The organism is Salibacter sp. (assembly GCF_031581065.1).
GTDB lineage: Bacteria > Bacteroidota > Bacteroidia > Flavobacteriales_G > Salibacteraceae > Salibacter.
In genome coordinates this window covers 25535-41067 of the sequence record NZ_JAVLBN010000019.1, presented here as the reverse complement: position 1 = coordinate 41067, position 15533 = coordinate 25535, and the positions used below count along the sequence as shown (strand labels likewise).

The following is a 15533-nucleotide window of genomic DNA, read 5'->3' as shown; positions in this document are numbered from 1 at the left end:
AATATAGGATCAGGTGATACCATTATAACTAATGATACTTCAGTTACTATTAACAACCTAATTTCCAATACCGGTTATGAAGCGTATGTGAACTCAGTTTGCAGTAGCTCTGATAGCAGTAGCCATATTGGCCCTGAACATTTTGTCACATCTCCTAACAGCTTAGCACTAAAAGCGAAAGGGACTGAACTGAAAATCTATCCAAATCCTGCTAATAACCAACTCTACATTAATTACACCAATGATGGTCAGAAGCCACCAAAAGAAGTAGTGATTTACAATGCAACAGGTTCTGTTGTGTACAGAGGAGTTCCGCAAAATAGTACCGGCACTCTCAAGGTCAATACTTCAAATTGGCCGGTTGGCATGTATGTAGTGCATGTTGTTTCACAAACAGACTACACACAAGTTCGAAAGATTACGATCACACGTTAAAATTATTAGTCTTCTGCCCATTGAAATTAGAAGTCTATTAGAAATAAGTATTTTGTGAAAACCCTAAAATTATTGATACGAACCTATGGTATTTGTTTTTGTAAAACTCGGTCTCATATAGACCGAACTCAAAACAGATACCTATTTTTGCAGCATCAAAAAATAAGAGCATGTCTAAAAACGCTGCAGATACGGTAATTGCCACGAAAGATCAAGCCATTCAACTCGGATTACTCGGTGAAGAGTACGAGAAAGTGAAAGAAATTTTAGGTCGCGAACCCAATTTTTGCGAGGTGAGTATATACTCGGCAATGTGGAGTGAGCACTGCTCTTATAAAAACTCGATCATTTGGCTAAAGACTCTTCCAAAGAAAGGTCCGCACCTCCTGGCTGAGGCCGGTGAAGAAAATGCCGGACTTGTTGATATCGGTGATGGACTTGCCTGTGCATTCAAGATTGAATCGCACAATCATCCATCTGCTATTGAGCCGTATCAGGGAGCAGCAACAGGCGTTGGCGGAATCAACCGCGACATCTTCACGATGGGAGCTCGCCCAATTGCTCAAATGAATTCGCTCCGATTTGGAGATTTGAAACTCGACAAAACAAAATGGCTCCTAAAAGGAGTTGTGAAAGGAATTGGTAATTACGGAAACTCTTTTGGCGTTCCGGTTTTGAGTGGAGAGACATTTTTTGATGAATCGTTTAATACAAATCCACTTGTCAATGCTTTCTCAGCCGGTATCGTTGAAGCCGGCAAAACACTTTCGGCTACATCACACGGAGCCGGAAACCCTGTTTATATTGTAGGCTCAGCAACCGGAAAAGACGGAATTCATGGAGCTGCTTTTGCCTCTAAAGATATCACAGATGCCTCTACAGATGATTTACCATCTGTTCAGGTAGGCGATCCATTCCAAGAAAAACTTTTGTTAGAAGCTACACTCGAACTAGCTGATACTGATGCAGTCGTGGGAATGCAGGACATGGGAGCTGCCGGAATCACTTGCTCCACAGCTGAGATGTCTGCCGAAGAAGGATTTGGAATGGATATCGACCTCGATAAAGTTCCAACTCGCCAGGATGGCATGCACGGATTTGAAATTTTACTTTCTGAGTCTCAGGAACGCATGCTTGTTGTTGTGAAGAAAGGAAAAGAAAAAATTGTTGAAGATATTTTTGAAAAGTGGGACCTCAACGCTGTACAAATCGGTGAGGTTACTGAAGGTGGCGAGTTGAATTTCCACAAGAACGGAGAGCTAATCGCCACAACACCTGCTGAGCCACTCGTACTAGGTGGTGGAGCTCCGGTTTATGAGCGCGAATATTCAGAACCGGCTTACTTCAAAGAATATCAAAAATTCACCATTGCGAGTATTGAAGAACCTAAGGATCTGAAAAAAGTGGCCGAGTTCTTAATTCAGCAACCGAACATCGCATCAAAAAATTGGATCTCTGAGCAGTACGATTCAATGGTCGGAACCGCAAACATGACGACTAACGAACCAGCCGATGCGGGTGTGGCGCAGATCAAAGGATCTGACCGTGCCATTGCGATGTCTGTCGATTGCAACTCGCGTTACGTCAATGCTGATCCTTACAAAGGAACTCAAATTGCCGTTTGTGAAGCTGCGAGAAACATTGTTTGTACTGGCGGAAAACCTTCAGCAATCAGTAACTGCTTAAACTTTGGGAACCCTTATAATCCTGAATCTTACTGGCAGTTTGTAAAAGCTGTTCAGGGAATGGGAAGCGCCTGCGAAGCGCTAAAAACTCCTGTAACAGGTGGTAATGTTTCTTTCTACAACCAAACGGTGACGAAGGACGGTGATGTGCCGGTTTTCCCAACGCCTACAATCGGGATGATTGGATTGTTGGAAAAAGACAATACGATGTCGCTCGACTTCAAGAAGGAAAGCGATATGATTTATGTTATCGGTGAAAACCACAACGACATTTCATCGAGTGAATATCTCGCTAAATATCACGGAGTGAAAGAATCTCCGGCCCCGTATTTCGATCTTGAAAGCGAACAGGAAGTTCAGGATGCAGTGTTAAAACTGATCGAAGAAAAGCTCATCGTATCAGCTCACGACTGCTCAAATGGCGGGCTCTTCACAACACTTTTAGAAAGTGCCGTTCACCGCGATCTCGGGTTCAATATTACAACCGATCAAATCATCCGCAAGGACGCATTCCTCTTTGGTGAAGCGCAATCGAGAGTTGTGGTTTCGGTTCCGACTATTTACAATGAAGACTTCATGGAAATGATGACGCACTTTGGAATAGACTACAGCTTACTGGGCTACGTAACCAAAGGTGAAATCACAATTGACGATGAGAATTGGGGAGACATTTCACACTTCAAATCGCTTTACAACGAAGCTTTAGAAAAGGCTCTGGATTAAAAGTTTACACCAAAATTGATTCGGAATAAGGGGTTCGTGTACGGACTCCTGGAATCATCATTCAGGTTGTACAGTAAAGTAGCTGCGATAAAACTGTTGCCGTAACGCTGCATGTAACCTCCGCCAACAAATACACTGGTAAAGTTACTGCGACCTTCGTTGTAGCCAAACTCACCATTTAACACTTCTATTTCTCCATGAAGGAAAATGGGTTCATAAACAATGTATCGGGAAAAGACATTCCCCCCGTACATGCTGGTTGAGTAGTTGTAGATATTATCAGAAAAATACTGGTAATTTATTCCAACTCCAGATGTAAATTTCTCGCTAAACCAGTAACCAAAAATTGGATTGACGTTGATATAGGTAATATCTCCAAAATTAAGCCCCAATCCGCCACCTATGTAGGCATTATCCCAATCAAAAGAGTTTTCTTTCTCCTCCTTTTTTTGGTAATTCTCCTCATTGTCCTCAGGCACATATTGAGCGCTCAGGAAAAAAGGAACCGTAATGGTCAGAACCAAAAGCAGAATTGTTTTCTTTGGTATCATATTTCAAAGCTATTCAATAAATGAAAACTGTTCTCATAACCGGTAGCAGCAGAGGGCTTGGTTTCGCACTCGCAAAGCAAGCTCTCAAAAATAACATGAAAGTTGTAGCTGTAACACGAAATGGCTCTACACTTCATCAACTCAACAATGAAAATCTTATTGTTGTTGAGTGCCTGTACACTGAAGAAAAAGGAAGAAAAAAATTAATAACTGCTCTTCAGAACCACAAAATAAAACTCGATTACCTCATTTTAAATGCGGGTTTGCTGATAAAAGACAAGCTGGAAAAAATCTCTGAAGATGATTTGGAGAAAATGTTTCAGGTCAACTCGATAGCTCCACTTCTGCTTTTTAAAGAACTGACAAAAAACGGTTGTCTCTCTCAAAGTTACCACACCGTAACAATTGGCAGCATGGGCGGATTTCAAAACTCCGTAAAGTTTCCTGAGCTACTTGGCTACAGCGCTTCAAAAGCAGCTATCATGGCGGCAACACAGTGCCTCAAAGAAGAATACACTGATGGCCGTTTCAATTCGATTGCTTTGGGGAGTGTTGAAACGGAAATGTTTCAAACAGCATTTCCAAAGGGAAAAGCGCAACTTACTTCAGAAAAGGCAGCTCAAACAATTTTGAATATAACGCTCAACTTCCACGAGGCCGGTAACGGGCAAATCATCCCACTTTCATTGTCAAATCCGTGATTCAATTATGGATAAGAATTCCGTTCCCTGTATGTTCGAGTTTATTGATCACAGGATCACCTTTTAACAGAATATCTCCCTCAAAATTGAGTTTGTAATCAATCCTGTTCGTGATCCAAAGTTCAGCATCGGTTGAGCTTTTTGTGTCTACGTAAGCATTCAAAACCCGCAACCCGAATAGCTTTAATTTTCCCATTGAATGCTTGTAGCATGAAAGTTCATTCGCTTCTCCATTCAAAACAATATCGGTAGTTCCTGAGTGGTGATAGGTTTCAACTCGGTTGTAATCAACGTTTAATTGGATTTTCTCCCCTCCCATCCAGCTATGAATTGATAATGTATCCCCAATGAGCTCTCCTCTACTTTCTATCGTTCCGTTCCCGCGATACTCGATGGTTCTGACCATTGGTAAATGAACATAAACTGTTGGCTTTTTAAATTCTCTTGTCCAGTTACAATTCGATTCTTTATCGATAATCAAAAAGTTACCTTCAACTTTGGTCGTGACTTTTGAAAGTAGATTTTCGCCAGCTGAAACTTCTACAAAATGAATTGAATCAGCTACAATCACTACATCCACCATATCCTGGCTCTGAATACTGTTAAACGACTGGTCAAAATACCGCACTTCTTTCTTCACGCTGCCCCGCTTTACGAAACAATCACCAACCAGGCTTTTGTCACAACCCGATAAAAGCACGATAATGCTCAGTATTACTGTTAGTTGCTTCGCCATAGAGTTTTTCCAATTCCAATTTCAAAATAATCGGCCGTAACCAGGTGAGACTTGATACTTCCATTCACAAACCAGCCTTTTGACAAGTCAACCATGAGACCTAACCTTTGATAAAGCCTGCCATCAGGATAATCAAAAGAATACAGGTAAAATCCCTGGTGTAAGAATATTTCGAACTTGTGTAAATTCAAATGATATCCTACTGTTGTTCCTGCCTGAAAATTGTTAGAGCTCTCGTAGCCCTGTTCCTCGTAGTAACTTGCTAATGTTCCGTTATACATCAGGTCAGAGCCAAAAGTGATTTTCGACTTTAAGGATGCTTTGTATGAAAACTCAAGTCTGACAGTAGAAACCGGCTTTTTTCCTGTGAGCTCATATAATCCTTCTTTATAAAATCCAGAGGCTCTTAAATTGAGCATAAACCTGGATGAGTCGATAGAACTCCGTTTCAAATCAAATGTATCCGGTTCATTGATTTTATATTGCAACCCAACATTTGCCGCCAGGTAGTTCACCCCTTTGTTGGGAAGCGTGGTACTACCGTTACTAAAGTGCGTTACTCCAACACCAATAGAAGTAGCCAGCCTATCACCAAGCCTCAATTCCACTCCACTTTCAAGTTGAATCAACAAATTACTGTGCGAGCTGATAATGACATTTTTATGATTGCTTTCAGGATTCCATTTTTTGCTGATATAACCATAACCACCTCCCGTTTTAAAATAGAGCCGGCCTTTTGAAAACCTGTAAGGATAAAATTTCAAATACCCTATTGCACCCAGTGCATAACCGAGTACATCTTTATTCCCAAGTTGAGTGTAATATCCTGAAACACCAACTGATGGAAAGTTATAGTCCCGGTGCCAGTACTGCTTGCCAGAAACCTGCTTTTCAAAACTGAGTGATAATCCGGCAGTGTGATTTTCAACAAGGTGGGTAATACTAGACCTGTGAGGCCATGTGAAACCATAATGAGGTTTGATTATTGCGCTCTGCGATAATCCAGATCCAACAATCAGCAGATATAAAATAAATGCAAGGGTCTTCTTCACGGGATAAAAATAGAAATTGTATCCAATGATTTCACTTTTTTGGTCAGATCCAAACCTAATTAGAATTAACACTTGTTTTGTTTACAAAAATCAAATATTGAAATTCTCATAGCTTTAATAAGCTGTAATTTGCAAAGCAGTGAAATAAGGCACGTTTTATGAAAAAGAATATAGCCGTAGCCATGGGTGGCGACTCATCAGAATATGAGGTGAGTTTAAAGAGTGCTAATGTTGTCGCGAGCAATATTGATACAGATTTGTACAACGTTTACAAAATCATGGTTCGCGGTAAAGAATGGTATTGTGAAAAAGACGATCACCAATACCCTGTCAACAAGGACGATTTCTCAATTGATATCAATGGAAACAAAATCAACTTTGACGGAGTTTTCATTGCAATCCACGGCAGCCCGGGTGAAAATGGATTGCTCCAGGGCTACTTTGATTTATTGGAGATACCGTACTCTTCATGCCTTACTTTCCAATCTGCATTAACTTTTAATAAAGCAATGTGCTCTTCATTATTGCGACACTACGGTGTTGTCATGGCAAAGGCAAAATACCTTAAAAGAAGTCAACAAATCGATTTCTCGGAAATTGTGGATCTTGTTGGTTTGCCCTGTTTCGTCAAACCAAATGAAGCCGGATCGAGTTTTGGAATTACAAAAGTGAAAACCGCTGATGAACTTTTGCCGGCTATAGAATACGCATTTGAGTTTGATAAAACGGTTATCGTTGAAGAGTTCATTGAAGGTCGTGAAATCACTTGTGGTGTTCACAATATTGAAGGACAAATAAAATCATTGCCTTTGACTGAAATAATCTCTGAAAACGAGTTCTTTGATTACGAGGCAAAATACCACGGAGCATCAAATGAAATAACTCCGGCAAAAGTCAATGATGAAATTGAACGAAAAGTGAGCGGAATCTCAAAACTCATTTTTGAAACGCTGGACTTAAGAGGCGTTTGCAGGGTTGACTTCATTGTAAAAGATAACCAACCTTATTTCATCGAGGTCAATACAGTTCCGGGACTATCTGAGGCGAGCCTTGTTCCGCAGCAAGTCACTGCTGCAGGTTATAGTCTAAAATCGTTTTTCAATTCATGGGTTGAGTTTTCTTTACAGCAATAAGTTTTTTGCTATCCACACGCTATTGTTGGAAACGAACTTCACTTTCACAACATTACTCTACAGTTGCCGTTATTTTTGCTTGAAATGAGAAAAGTGCGCATAATATCAACGCTGTTGTTTACGGTTCTGACCATTACTGTTTTTGGGCAGGACTTAACACGCCAGGAGTACATTGAAAAGTACAAGGATTTGGCCATAAAGAATATGCGGGAATACCGTATTCCGGCCAGTATTACGCTTGCCCAGGCACTGCTCGAAAGCAGAAACGGAAATAGCGAGCTGGCAAAAAAATCAAACAACCACTTTGGTATTAAGTGTCACTCTAGCTGGCGAGGTGGAAGGACTTACCACGATGATGATAAACGAAGCGAGTGTTTTCGCGTTTACGAAGATGTTTATGATTCTTACGCTGATCACAGTGATTTCTTACAACGTTCGCGTTACGAGAACTGTTTTAAACAAGATATAACGGACTACAAATCCTGGGCTAAAGAACTCAAAAAAGCAGGGTATGCTACAAATCCAAAGTACCCTAAGTTACTGATCAAAATCATTGAAGATAACAAACTCTATGTTTACGATCAAATCGCGTTGGGCGAAGACGTAGATGAGCCGGCAATGGCTGATAATAGCGAAAAAAAAGAGAAAAGATCTAACAACAGAGGGAGTGACAATAGCGGTTTTGAAGATGTCAATTTGAATCCGAAGCCTGCTGTGAGCAAAACAAGGAATGAAATTGAATACCTGACCGCAAAAGGTGGTGAAACGCCTGGCGAAATTGCTAAAACCATGGAAATGGGCAGATGGCAAATCAAGATGTACAATGACGTTGATCGCGGTTATGAGTTTGAAAAAGGTTCTAAAGTTTACCTCCAACCTAAAAAATACAAAGGCTCTCAAAAATTCTACACTGCCAAAAAAGGCGACAGTATGTGGGAAATCTCACAGCGTTTTGGCATCAAGGATGGTGCGTTGAGAAGAAAAAACAGGATGGATAAAGGCGAAGAGCCTGAGCCCGGTCAAAAAATGTATCTCCAATCGAAAAAGCCAAAGCCTGTCAGCGAAAAGTTCAAGCTTTTTAAGTAACCGCAAATGTTAGTTTGGTGTTTGTAGGTTGGGAGGTTTGAGGCCAAGGCTGAGGCGAAGGAATTTTAATGGTGGTTTTAATTGATTGAAAGCTTAGGATTCAAGAAGTTTTTAAGCCAACCGCTAAAAGCTATAGGCCAGAAAAACATTTCTTATCCATTATTGACGTTAAGTAACCTATTCATCATCATTTTTCCCAAAAGTGAGATTCATCCCAATTCGTAAGTTTGGCTGAATTTGATCATCAGGCCTGATGAGAACTGAAACAAAATCTTCAGTCATCAGGTAAAACTGAAAAGGCCCTCCGTTGATGGAAAAACCAAGTCCAAGGTTTGTCCACTTTGTGTAAGGGTTATAAAAATCATACCCGACAATTCCGGTAAAAAAGTTTTTGATTTGACCGCGATAAACAGCTTTCACATAACTGATGTTTTGCTGTTCACTAAATATATTTTGATTGATCAAAGTAACGCTGTGCTTTTTGGTAATGTCAAATGTTCCTGAGATGAATAGTCTGGTTGGGATAGAGTATGTATAGGCATCTTCATTCTCAACCGGGTCAACTTCAGACTGGAGACTATCAGCAAACTTTTGAACCTGTTCCTCAACAGACAATGAATCGTTTTGAAAATAAAAAGCGACTAAATCCATTGGCTGCAGGCTCACATTGATATTTGTTTGTTCGTAACTATGGTTGTCATTCCTGAATCGAATACTCGACCCTAAATCGAGTATACTGGCCGATGCTGAAATGCGATCAGTGAATTTATACTCAGCTCCTAAATCAAACCCGGCACCCCAATTGCCATTAGCGTAAAGGATGTTTTCAATATTCCCCTCGTTGTAGTTTTCATACCCTGAGCTCCTAAACTGATACGTTATATTTCCACCCACTTCATCCTGCTCATCTCTTAATTGAGTATCAACGTAGAGATCTGTACTTTCTGCATAAAAGTTACTCACTCCGTAAAGCAACTTTAAACGAGCACCCACATTGAGTTTATCATTTATTTTACGACTGTAACCAAATCCAAATTCGCGGGTGTGATATCCACTAAAACGGATGTTATTAACTGCTAAGTTTTGATTGATATAGCGTTCTTCGTAAACTTCACGAAACAAGATTGCCAGTTCTTTAGGAAAATCAGCTTTGATTCCAATGCGTTCTGAAATATTGAATTGAAAATAGTTGTTACCCAACTTAAATCCACCGTGCAAAATCTCACTCGAAAAGTTCATAAAAACCTGGTTCCGATCCTCAAAACCATCTACGAGCGCGTCAACATCAACATCGTAACCATCACCACTTCTGGTTACTATGCCCTGGGTTCTGAACTTTGATTTACCCACTTCAAAAAACATGTTTGTGGCTGGAATTCCAATGTTCAATTTAGTTGATGGCATCATTGCCGGATTGAGCTTAAAACTCTGCGGAATTCTCGATGTACCGTAAAGCATCGTCTCCTGCTGAGCATTCATATTGAAAGACAAAAACAGGAAAAACAACAGTGGTAGTATCAAATTTCTCATCAGCAAAGGGTTTGTTTAGAACTACATTTTTTCATCTAACAGATAAGTGTACAATATCCCATTTTTATCTGTAACTATCAAGTTATATGAGCCATCGTCATTGAGATCTGAAATTGAAAAAGGCATTCCACCTCTCAAAGGGAAATGAGGCCATAGCTTTCCAGTCCTGTCGATGAGCAAAATCTCATCTTTAGATTTGAAAGAAACGCCTACAGCACTTGTATTTTGGAACCGGTAATTATTGAGCGATGTTGGAACCTCGTTATCCAGTTCATAATTCAACAACTCATCGTCATCATCGCTCCAGGCCTTCACACCTGATGAATCAGCTACGATATAATCCGGTTTATTATCCATGTTGATATCAGCATGCAGATAGATATTTGGAGTATGGACATCACCCAGCTCTTTCTTTACCAAACGATCATCTAAGAGAAGATTATGCACCAAACCAAACGAATCGGCAGTTGACAGGTAACTCGATTCGAGCGAGCTGTTGGCGTGTAAATAAAAAATCGAATTCCCGTGAACAGGCAGTACTTCCTCCATTTCCAGCCTCACATTTCCTCTCCTGCTGTGTCCGTAAACATGCCCCTTCTCGTTGACAGTAATCAGGTAATCTTTACGCTTAATTACCGTGTAAAGTACTTTACTCACAATTGCCGATTTCTGCTTTTCAAACACCCAGCCTTTAACCGACTCACCTTTATTATTCAGGTTTAGTAAATCTCCTGTTTTGGTCGGAACCAAAATCCTGTGATCACCATTGTTATCGTAATCTAAAACAGTTATAGGGGCTGATCCTCCACCAGCAATTTTCACGGGAAAAGATTCCACATTGTTCCCAAGTCTATCTAGCAAATAAACAGCTTCATCAGTGTTGAAAATCATTTGAAGTTTATCGTTTTGGTAAACATCAATCTGCTCGATTTCACTGATAATTTTACCTTCAATTTGCTTCTTCCACAACACCTTACCCGTGTTACTGATCAGGTAAACAGTATTGTTATCGTCCTGAATAAAAATCTCATTTGCCCCGGTGTAATGGTTTTTCACCACAGCAGGCTTCATAGAAGTTGTTGTATCGAGTGCCAACTCCCAAAGCGAGTGAACTTCTTCTTTGTAAACCGGATTGTGAAGCAGGTATGCGTTTTGATAGAAAAGATTATCACTCTCTCGACTCCACTGCAATGAAATTGCCTGGAATTTCTTGATGAACGATTTATTCTTTGCAATAAATTGATCTAAATGGTCAGATCCGAAAGACATCAACAAGTTAGATGATGCTGCCGGGTTGCAATACAAAAATACATTTGACTCTTCTGAAACGCTCTCGTTAAACTGGGCAAACGATTCCTTTTTGATGAGCGGTTCACCAGCCAAATAATCATTGATAATTTTCACTAGCGTACGCTCATCATTTGCCAAAATCACAAACCGATCGATAATGGTGTAATACGGTTTTTCAATAGCTTTGAAGTGTCTGCCAAATGCCAGGGAGAATTGTTTTCCTGTTTTGAGTTGATGGATTTCATAATCGCGATAACTGCGTGGCTCAGCACTTTCAATTGAAACTGCTTTTAACTTTTTGCTCGCCAGTACTTCATTTGAGGTCTTAACAACAGCGAAATAGCGATCTCTGTGGTTGAGTGTTTCATCATCCAAATAACCCAATACCGATTCGTGCTCAATCCATGGAAGAACATCTTTTTCCAATGTCAACTTATAGTTCACTTCAAGTTCCTTGATAAGGCTGTCATGGCTGTAGAGCTGACTCGTTTTTTCAAGCCATTGGCGATAGTGCTCGTACCAGTTGAGGTAATTTGAGAAACCAAAGTGAATGAATGAAGCTGTGTTTTCAGGTAAAATCTTAGCAGCATCATGATCGTGCGGACTCTGATTAGAGAACGTTCCCAAAAATTGATTATTGAGCGGATCGAGATTCGTAAATCCATTGAGCATTACCTCGTTAGATTTCATTGAAATATCCATGACAGACCACTCAGCAAAATGATTGGTAACAGTTTTGAAAACCTCTTTATCGCCAGCTTTAATCAGGTTCTGACCGATAGCAGAAATATTTTGGTAGTTGACAAAAACGTGACCATGATTCGTTGAACCGGCTGTTTTGTACACCTCATTAAAAAGCGAATCTGAAGCGAGCGACTCATCACTTTCGAGCGTTTGAAGCGTTTTGGAAATGAACTTTTTCGCAGGAGACACAACCACCATTTGCTCTTTGAATTGCACAAAAAAGCTTTTCTCGTGAATATTCAACGAGTAAGATCCGGCAGAGTCTTTCTTCGCTTCAAGCGACTGAGTCAAAACCCCTTCGAGCTCTGAATAGTCATAGTTAGCGGGGAACTTCATGAGCCAACCCCATTCCGCTCCGTTTTCGTTGTGATTGAACACGAGATAGGTTTTTTCTTTTTCTAAAAGTGTGTGCCAACTTTCATCTTTTTGGAGCAAAGTATCGAGGTGAAATAAGGACGAATCAGCATACTGAAAGCCATCAAGCGTTTTAAACTCCTCCCAAATCACAGTTTTATTGGCAATCCTGTTCCATGTTTCAAATGGGTTATCGTTTTCAATAACAATTGACGAACTTTGAGGAATAGCATACAACGCACTTTTTACCGGTTTATTCGCTTGTCGCAGGTCGAGGAAAACCCAAACAAGCGCTCCAATCATTAGAGCTATAAAAACATAGAGGATTATTCTTTTCAGCATAAAAATTATTCGTTTACAATGTCAACATCAATAGGCACAATGTCTTTTGGCCATTCTTTGCGATCAACTTCAAGTGTATCGATAACATCAACCACATCCATTCCGCTAATCACTTCTCCAAATACTGTGTGGTCGCCATCTAAATAAGGATTCCCTCCAACAGTAGAGTAAGCTTCTAGCTGCTTTTCAGTAAAGGTAATTCCTTCTTCCTTTTCAATAGCTTTTAGCTCAGCTTTTGAATAAACCCTTCCCGTTGAAATAAAAAATTCATAACCTGAAGATCTTTCGTCAGGGTTTTTCTTGTATTGACGTGCTGCAGAAATGGATCCGTACTTGTGGATATTTGACTTCACATATTCCGGCATGAGCGTGTAATGACCAATTTTAGCTCTCAGTTTTTGCGTATCCCACGAATCGCTGTTACCTGCCTGGCAAATGAAACCTTCAGCTACGCGGTAAAACTCAGTCATATCGTAGTAATCTCTCTTGGTGAGGTAGACAAAGTTTGCGCGGTGAACAGGAGTGTTTTCATATAGCTTCACCTGAATATCACCCAATCTCGTTTTGATGACAGCGCGAGTTTCATTGTTTTTCTTGCCGTATTCGAGTAGAAAATCAGCCGCGTTTTTGTTATTGAGCTTAGGATAAGTCTTCTCTTTAGGCTCTTTTTTCTTTGGCTGGGCCTTATTGTCTATTTTGTTCGTTGGCTGCTTTTTTTGTTTCGGTTCTGACTGTGAACCTCCACAACTTGCAAAGAATAAACTGATCAATACGATTTGAAAAAATCTCATCATCTTTTCGATTTTAGTGCTAAATATAAGGTTGTCAATGCAAATACAGCAGCAAAGGTGAGTAAAATGATTTCAAGGGGCTGTATTTTGCCAATATCATCAATTTTTCGTGTTTCTTTTACGGTTTCTTCTTTGATATATGCTGAATCGCGAATCATCGTAAAATAAGGCGCTTCAAGGTCTTTCATGGTCAGAGCCTCACCACGCTCACCTGATACATTTATCAAAACCACATCGCACAACGAGGAATGCGTTAGAGTAGCCAGCATTTCATTGTGGAACCTGTAAGGATGAATGGATTTCATAATGGATGAATCCACTTCAACAAAACACGTATCTAGTTTTGAGCTTATCGAAATAAATTGATGAGATTTTGGATAAAGATCTTTCTTCACGACTTCAAAAAACTCTTCCCGTGTAGTTCCAAAAAGCCGGTTTTTAAAAACAGGCTTGAGGTAAACGCCATCTTTACTTTGAGGAACGATAGAATCATCAAAATATCCCTGAAAAAAAGTATCCTGCTTGAAGATTACATAATCCATGTAATGGCTCGCCTCAACAGCAGAGGTCAAAAAGAGAGCGATTATCAAAAGCCATTTTCTCATTTCAGCTTGAGCTTAGTTTGCCTGATTTTCCAGTTGAAACTTTTACGGTGAAAAGGTGACGGGCCTATTTTTGCAATTGCTGTTTTATGTTGCTTTGTAGGATAGCCTTTGTTTTTCAACCATCCATAATCAGGGAACTTTTCGTGGAGTTCCTCCATGTACTGATCTCTGTGCGTTTTTGCCAAAATACTCGCAGCCGCAATACTCAAATATTTCCCATCTCCTTTGATAATACAGTGGTGTTTGATACTATAGTAAGGAACAAACCGGTTTCCGTCAATCAGTAGAGATTCAGGTTTAACTTTGAGTCCGTCAATTGCGCGGTGCATCGCCATGAAAGAAGCTTTCAGGATATTGATTTCATCTATTTCTTCGTGATCGACAAAAGCGACCTTCCACGCCAATGCTTCTTTTTCAATAACTGACCTCAGCTCATTTCTATTTTTCTCAGAAAGCTGTTTGGAGTCATTGAGTAGTGCATTTTCAAAATTATTTGGTAAAATAACAGCTGCAGCAACTACAGGTCCGGCAAGGCAGCCACGCCCAGCTTCATCGCAGCCCGCTTCTATTACTCCAGGTGTATGTTGCAAAAGCAAACTCATTGATTGGCTGTTTTAGTGATACTTTGCCACAGTAAGTCAGCTGTTTTTTCCCAATTGAAAAACGCTCTTTGTTCTCTTCCTTTTTGGATAAGTTCCTGGCGTAACTTCGGTTTTTGATACAACTCCAACATTCCTTCTGCGATACTCTCGGCCGTAAAAGGATTTACTAAAAGAGCTGCCTCTCCGGCAACTTCTGGCATTGAAGTCACACTGGAAGTCAAAACCGGAACATCACAGTTCATAGCTTCGAGAATTGGAATTCCAAAACCTTCAAATAAAGAAACGTATGCCAGAGCCATGGCACCTCCAAGAACCTGATTGAGTTTATCCTGCTCTAACCTACCGGTAAAGATAATATCTTTTTTGCACGCCAGCGATTCAAATGTTTCTTCCTGTTTTTTACTCCACCATTTCTTTTCACCAACAAGTACGAGCTTTTGGTCAGATCCGGAATCAATCTTAAACTGTTCAAATGCCAGCATCAAATTCGTGATGTTTTTTCGTGGCTGTATAGCGCCAACGTAAACAAAATAATCACTCCCATTCGTGAACTCTGCCTTTACTTTCTTTTTATCGTTCTCATCAACCGGTTTATAAATTGAAGATGCTCCATTGTAAACCACATCAATTAATGAGTTATCAATATTGTATTGAGAACTGATGTCTTTTTTAGAAAACTCTGATACCGTAGCTATCCTTGTCGCTTTGCGAGCAAACTTTGGAAAAAATGTTTTTAGATAGATCCTTGCTCCCAATGGTAAAAATGACGGGTAATACTCAAAGTTAATATCATGAACTACTGCTAATTGTTTGACAGAGGATGACAAGCTGAGATAGCCATCAGGTGAGAGAAATACATCAGGCTTTATTTTACGCAATAAACCAGGAAGTCGCCACTCAAACCAAAAGTAGAACAAAATTGGATGACGAGCTGGCGGATTCAAAACATGAGCTTTTACATTATCTTCAAAGATGAAATCAGCATCGTAAGACCTGTCAAAGATGAAGTGAAACTCGTGCTCAGGGTGCTGTTTTACAATACGTTTCATGGTTTCGTATGTAAACCAGCCAATCCCTTCAAGTTTACCTGGCAACAATAATCTTGTATTGACAGCAATTTTCATGTTTCTTTCGTTGGTTTGCGAAAATAAGTAATCCCTTATTCTACTTGAG

The 15533-nt window shown here is 40.1% G+C and carries 14 protein-coding genes; 5 read left to right on the top strand and 9 right to left on the bottom strand.

The window, feature by feature from the left end:
- Both RI557_RS06480 and purL read left to right on the top strand, forming a co-directional pair.
- On the top strand, positions 1–435 hold a 435-nt coding region (locus tag RI557_RS06480), incomplete at its 5' end, for a T9SS type A sorting domain-containing protein (RefSeq protein ID WP_310682815.1).
- Positions 436–605: 170 nt separating this feature from the next.
- Positions 606–2843, top strand: a complete 2238-nt coding sequence (purL, locus tag RI557_RS06475) for a phosphoribosylformylglycinamidine synthase subunit PurL (protein ID WP_310682813.1) — start codon at positions 606–608, stop codon at positions 2841–2843.
- Here purL and RI557_RS06470 read toward each other — a convergent pair.
- Entirely contained in the window at positions 2840–3394 is a 555-nt protein-coding gene (locus RI557_RS06470) for a hypothetical protein (protein ID WP_310682811.1), read from the bottom strand. The two genes, purL and RI557_RS06470, sit on opposite strands and share 4 nt — an antisense overlap.
- Positions 3395–3414: 20 nt before the next feature.
- Here RI557_RS06470 and RI557_RS06465 point away from each other — a divergent pair, with 20 nt between their 5' ends.
- Entirely contained in the window at positions 3415–4095 is a 681-nt protein-coding gene (locus RI557_RS06465; RefSeq protein WP_310682809.1) for an SDR family oxidoreductase, read from the top strand.
- 1 nt (position 4096) lies between these two features.
- On the opposite strand, the gene RI557_RS06460 is transcribed toward RI557_RS06465, so the two are convergent.
- Together RI557_RS06460 and RI557_RS06455 are read right to left on the bottom strand one after the other, a co-directional pair.
- On the bottom strand, positions 4097–4831 hold the full coding sequence (locus tag RI557_RS06460; protein WP_310668250.1) for a GIN domain-containing protein: 735 nt from the start codon (positions 4829–4831) through the stop codon (positions 4097–4099).
- Positions 4816–5955: an acyloxyacyl hydrolase gene (locus RI557_RS06455; RefSeq protein ID WP_310682807.1), complete on the bottom strand. Its 1140-nt coding sequence runs from the start codon at positions 5953–5955 to the stop codon at positions 4816–4818. Before RI557_RS06455 ends, RI557_RS06460 begins: the two co-directional genes overlap by 16 nt.
- A gap of 86 nt (positions 5956–6041) precedes the next feature.
- Here RI557_RS06455 and RI557_RS06450 point away from each other — a divergent pair, with 86 nt between their 5' ends.
- A complete protein-coding gene (locus RI557_RS06450; protein WP_310682805.1) occupies positions 6042–7016 on the top strand; it encodes a D-alanine--D-alanine ligase in 975 nt (324 codons plus the stop codon).
- A 93-nt stretch (positions 7017–7109) separates the two neighbouring features.
- Positions 7110–8102 carry a glucosaminidase domain-containing protein gene (locus RI557_RS06445; RefSeq protein ID WP_310682803.1) on the top strand — a complete coding sequence of 331 codons (993 nt, stop codon included), beginning with the start codon at positions 7110–7112 and terminating at the stop codon, positions 8100–8102.
- Between the two features lie 177 nt (positions 8103–8279).
- Here RI557_RS06445 and RI557_RS06440 read toward each other — a convergent pair whose 3' ends face one another.
- From RI557_RS06440 to RI557_RS06415, 6 genes are read right to left on the bottom strand one after another with little or no spacing between them, the layout of a single operon-like run.
- Positions 8280–9632 carry a DUF5723 family protein gene (locus RI557_RS06440; RefSeq protein ID WP_310682801.1) on the bottom strand — a complete coding sequence of 451 codons (1353 nt, stop codon included), beginning with the start codon at positions 9630–9632 and terminating at the stop codon, positions 8280–8282.
- Between the two features lie 21 nt (positions 9633–9653).
- Positions 9654–12362, bottom strand: a complete 2709-nt coding sequence (locus RI557_RS06435; RefSeq protein WP_310668245.1) for a DUF3352 domain-containing protein — start codon at positions 12360–12362, stop codon at positions 9654–9656.
- A gap of 5 nt (positions 12363–12367) precedes the next feature.
- The gene (locus tag RI557_RS06430; RefSeq protein WP_310668244.1) at positions 12368–13156 is read right to left on the bottom strand and encodes a peptidylprolyl isomerase; all 789 of its coding nucleotides are present in this window, start codon (positions 13154–13156) and stop codon (positions 12368–12370) included.
- Positions 13153–13758 (bottom strand): hypothetical protein, encoded by a 606-nt coding sequence (locus RI557_RS06425; protein WP_310668243.1) that lies wholly within the window; start codon positions 13756–13758, stop codon positions 13153–13155. Before RI557_RS06425 ends, RI557_RS06430 begins: the two co-directional genes overlap by 4 nt.
- Entirely contained in the window at positions 13755–14360 is a 606-nt protein-coding gene (locus RI557_RS06420; protein ID WP_310668242.1) for a ribonuclease HII, read from the bottom strand. Before RI557_RS06420 ends, RI557_RS06425 begins: the two co-directional genes overlap by 4 nt.
- Positions 14357–15484 carry a glycosyltransferase family 1 protein gene (locus RI557_RS06415; protein ID WP_310668241.1) on the bottom strand — a complete coding sequence of 376 codons (1128 nt, stop codon included), beginning with the start codon at positions 15482–15484 and terminating at the stop codon, positions 14357–14359. The genes RI557_RS06420 and RI557_RS06415 overlap by 4 nt, the downstream gene beginning before the upstream one ends.
- Positions 15485–15533 lie beyond the last annotated feature (49 nt).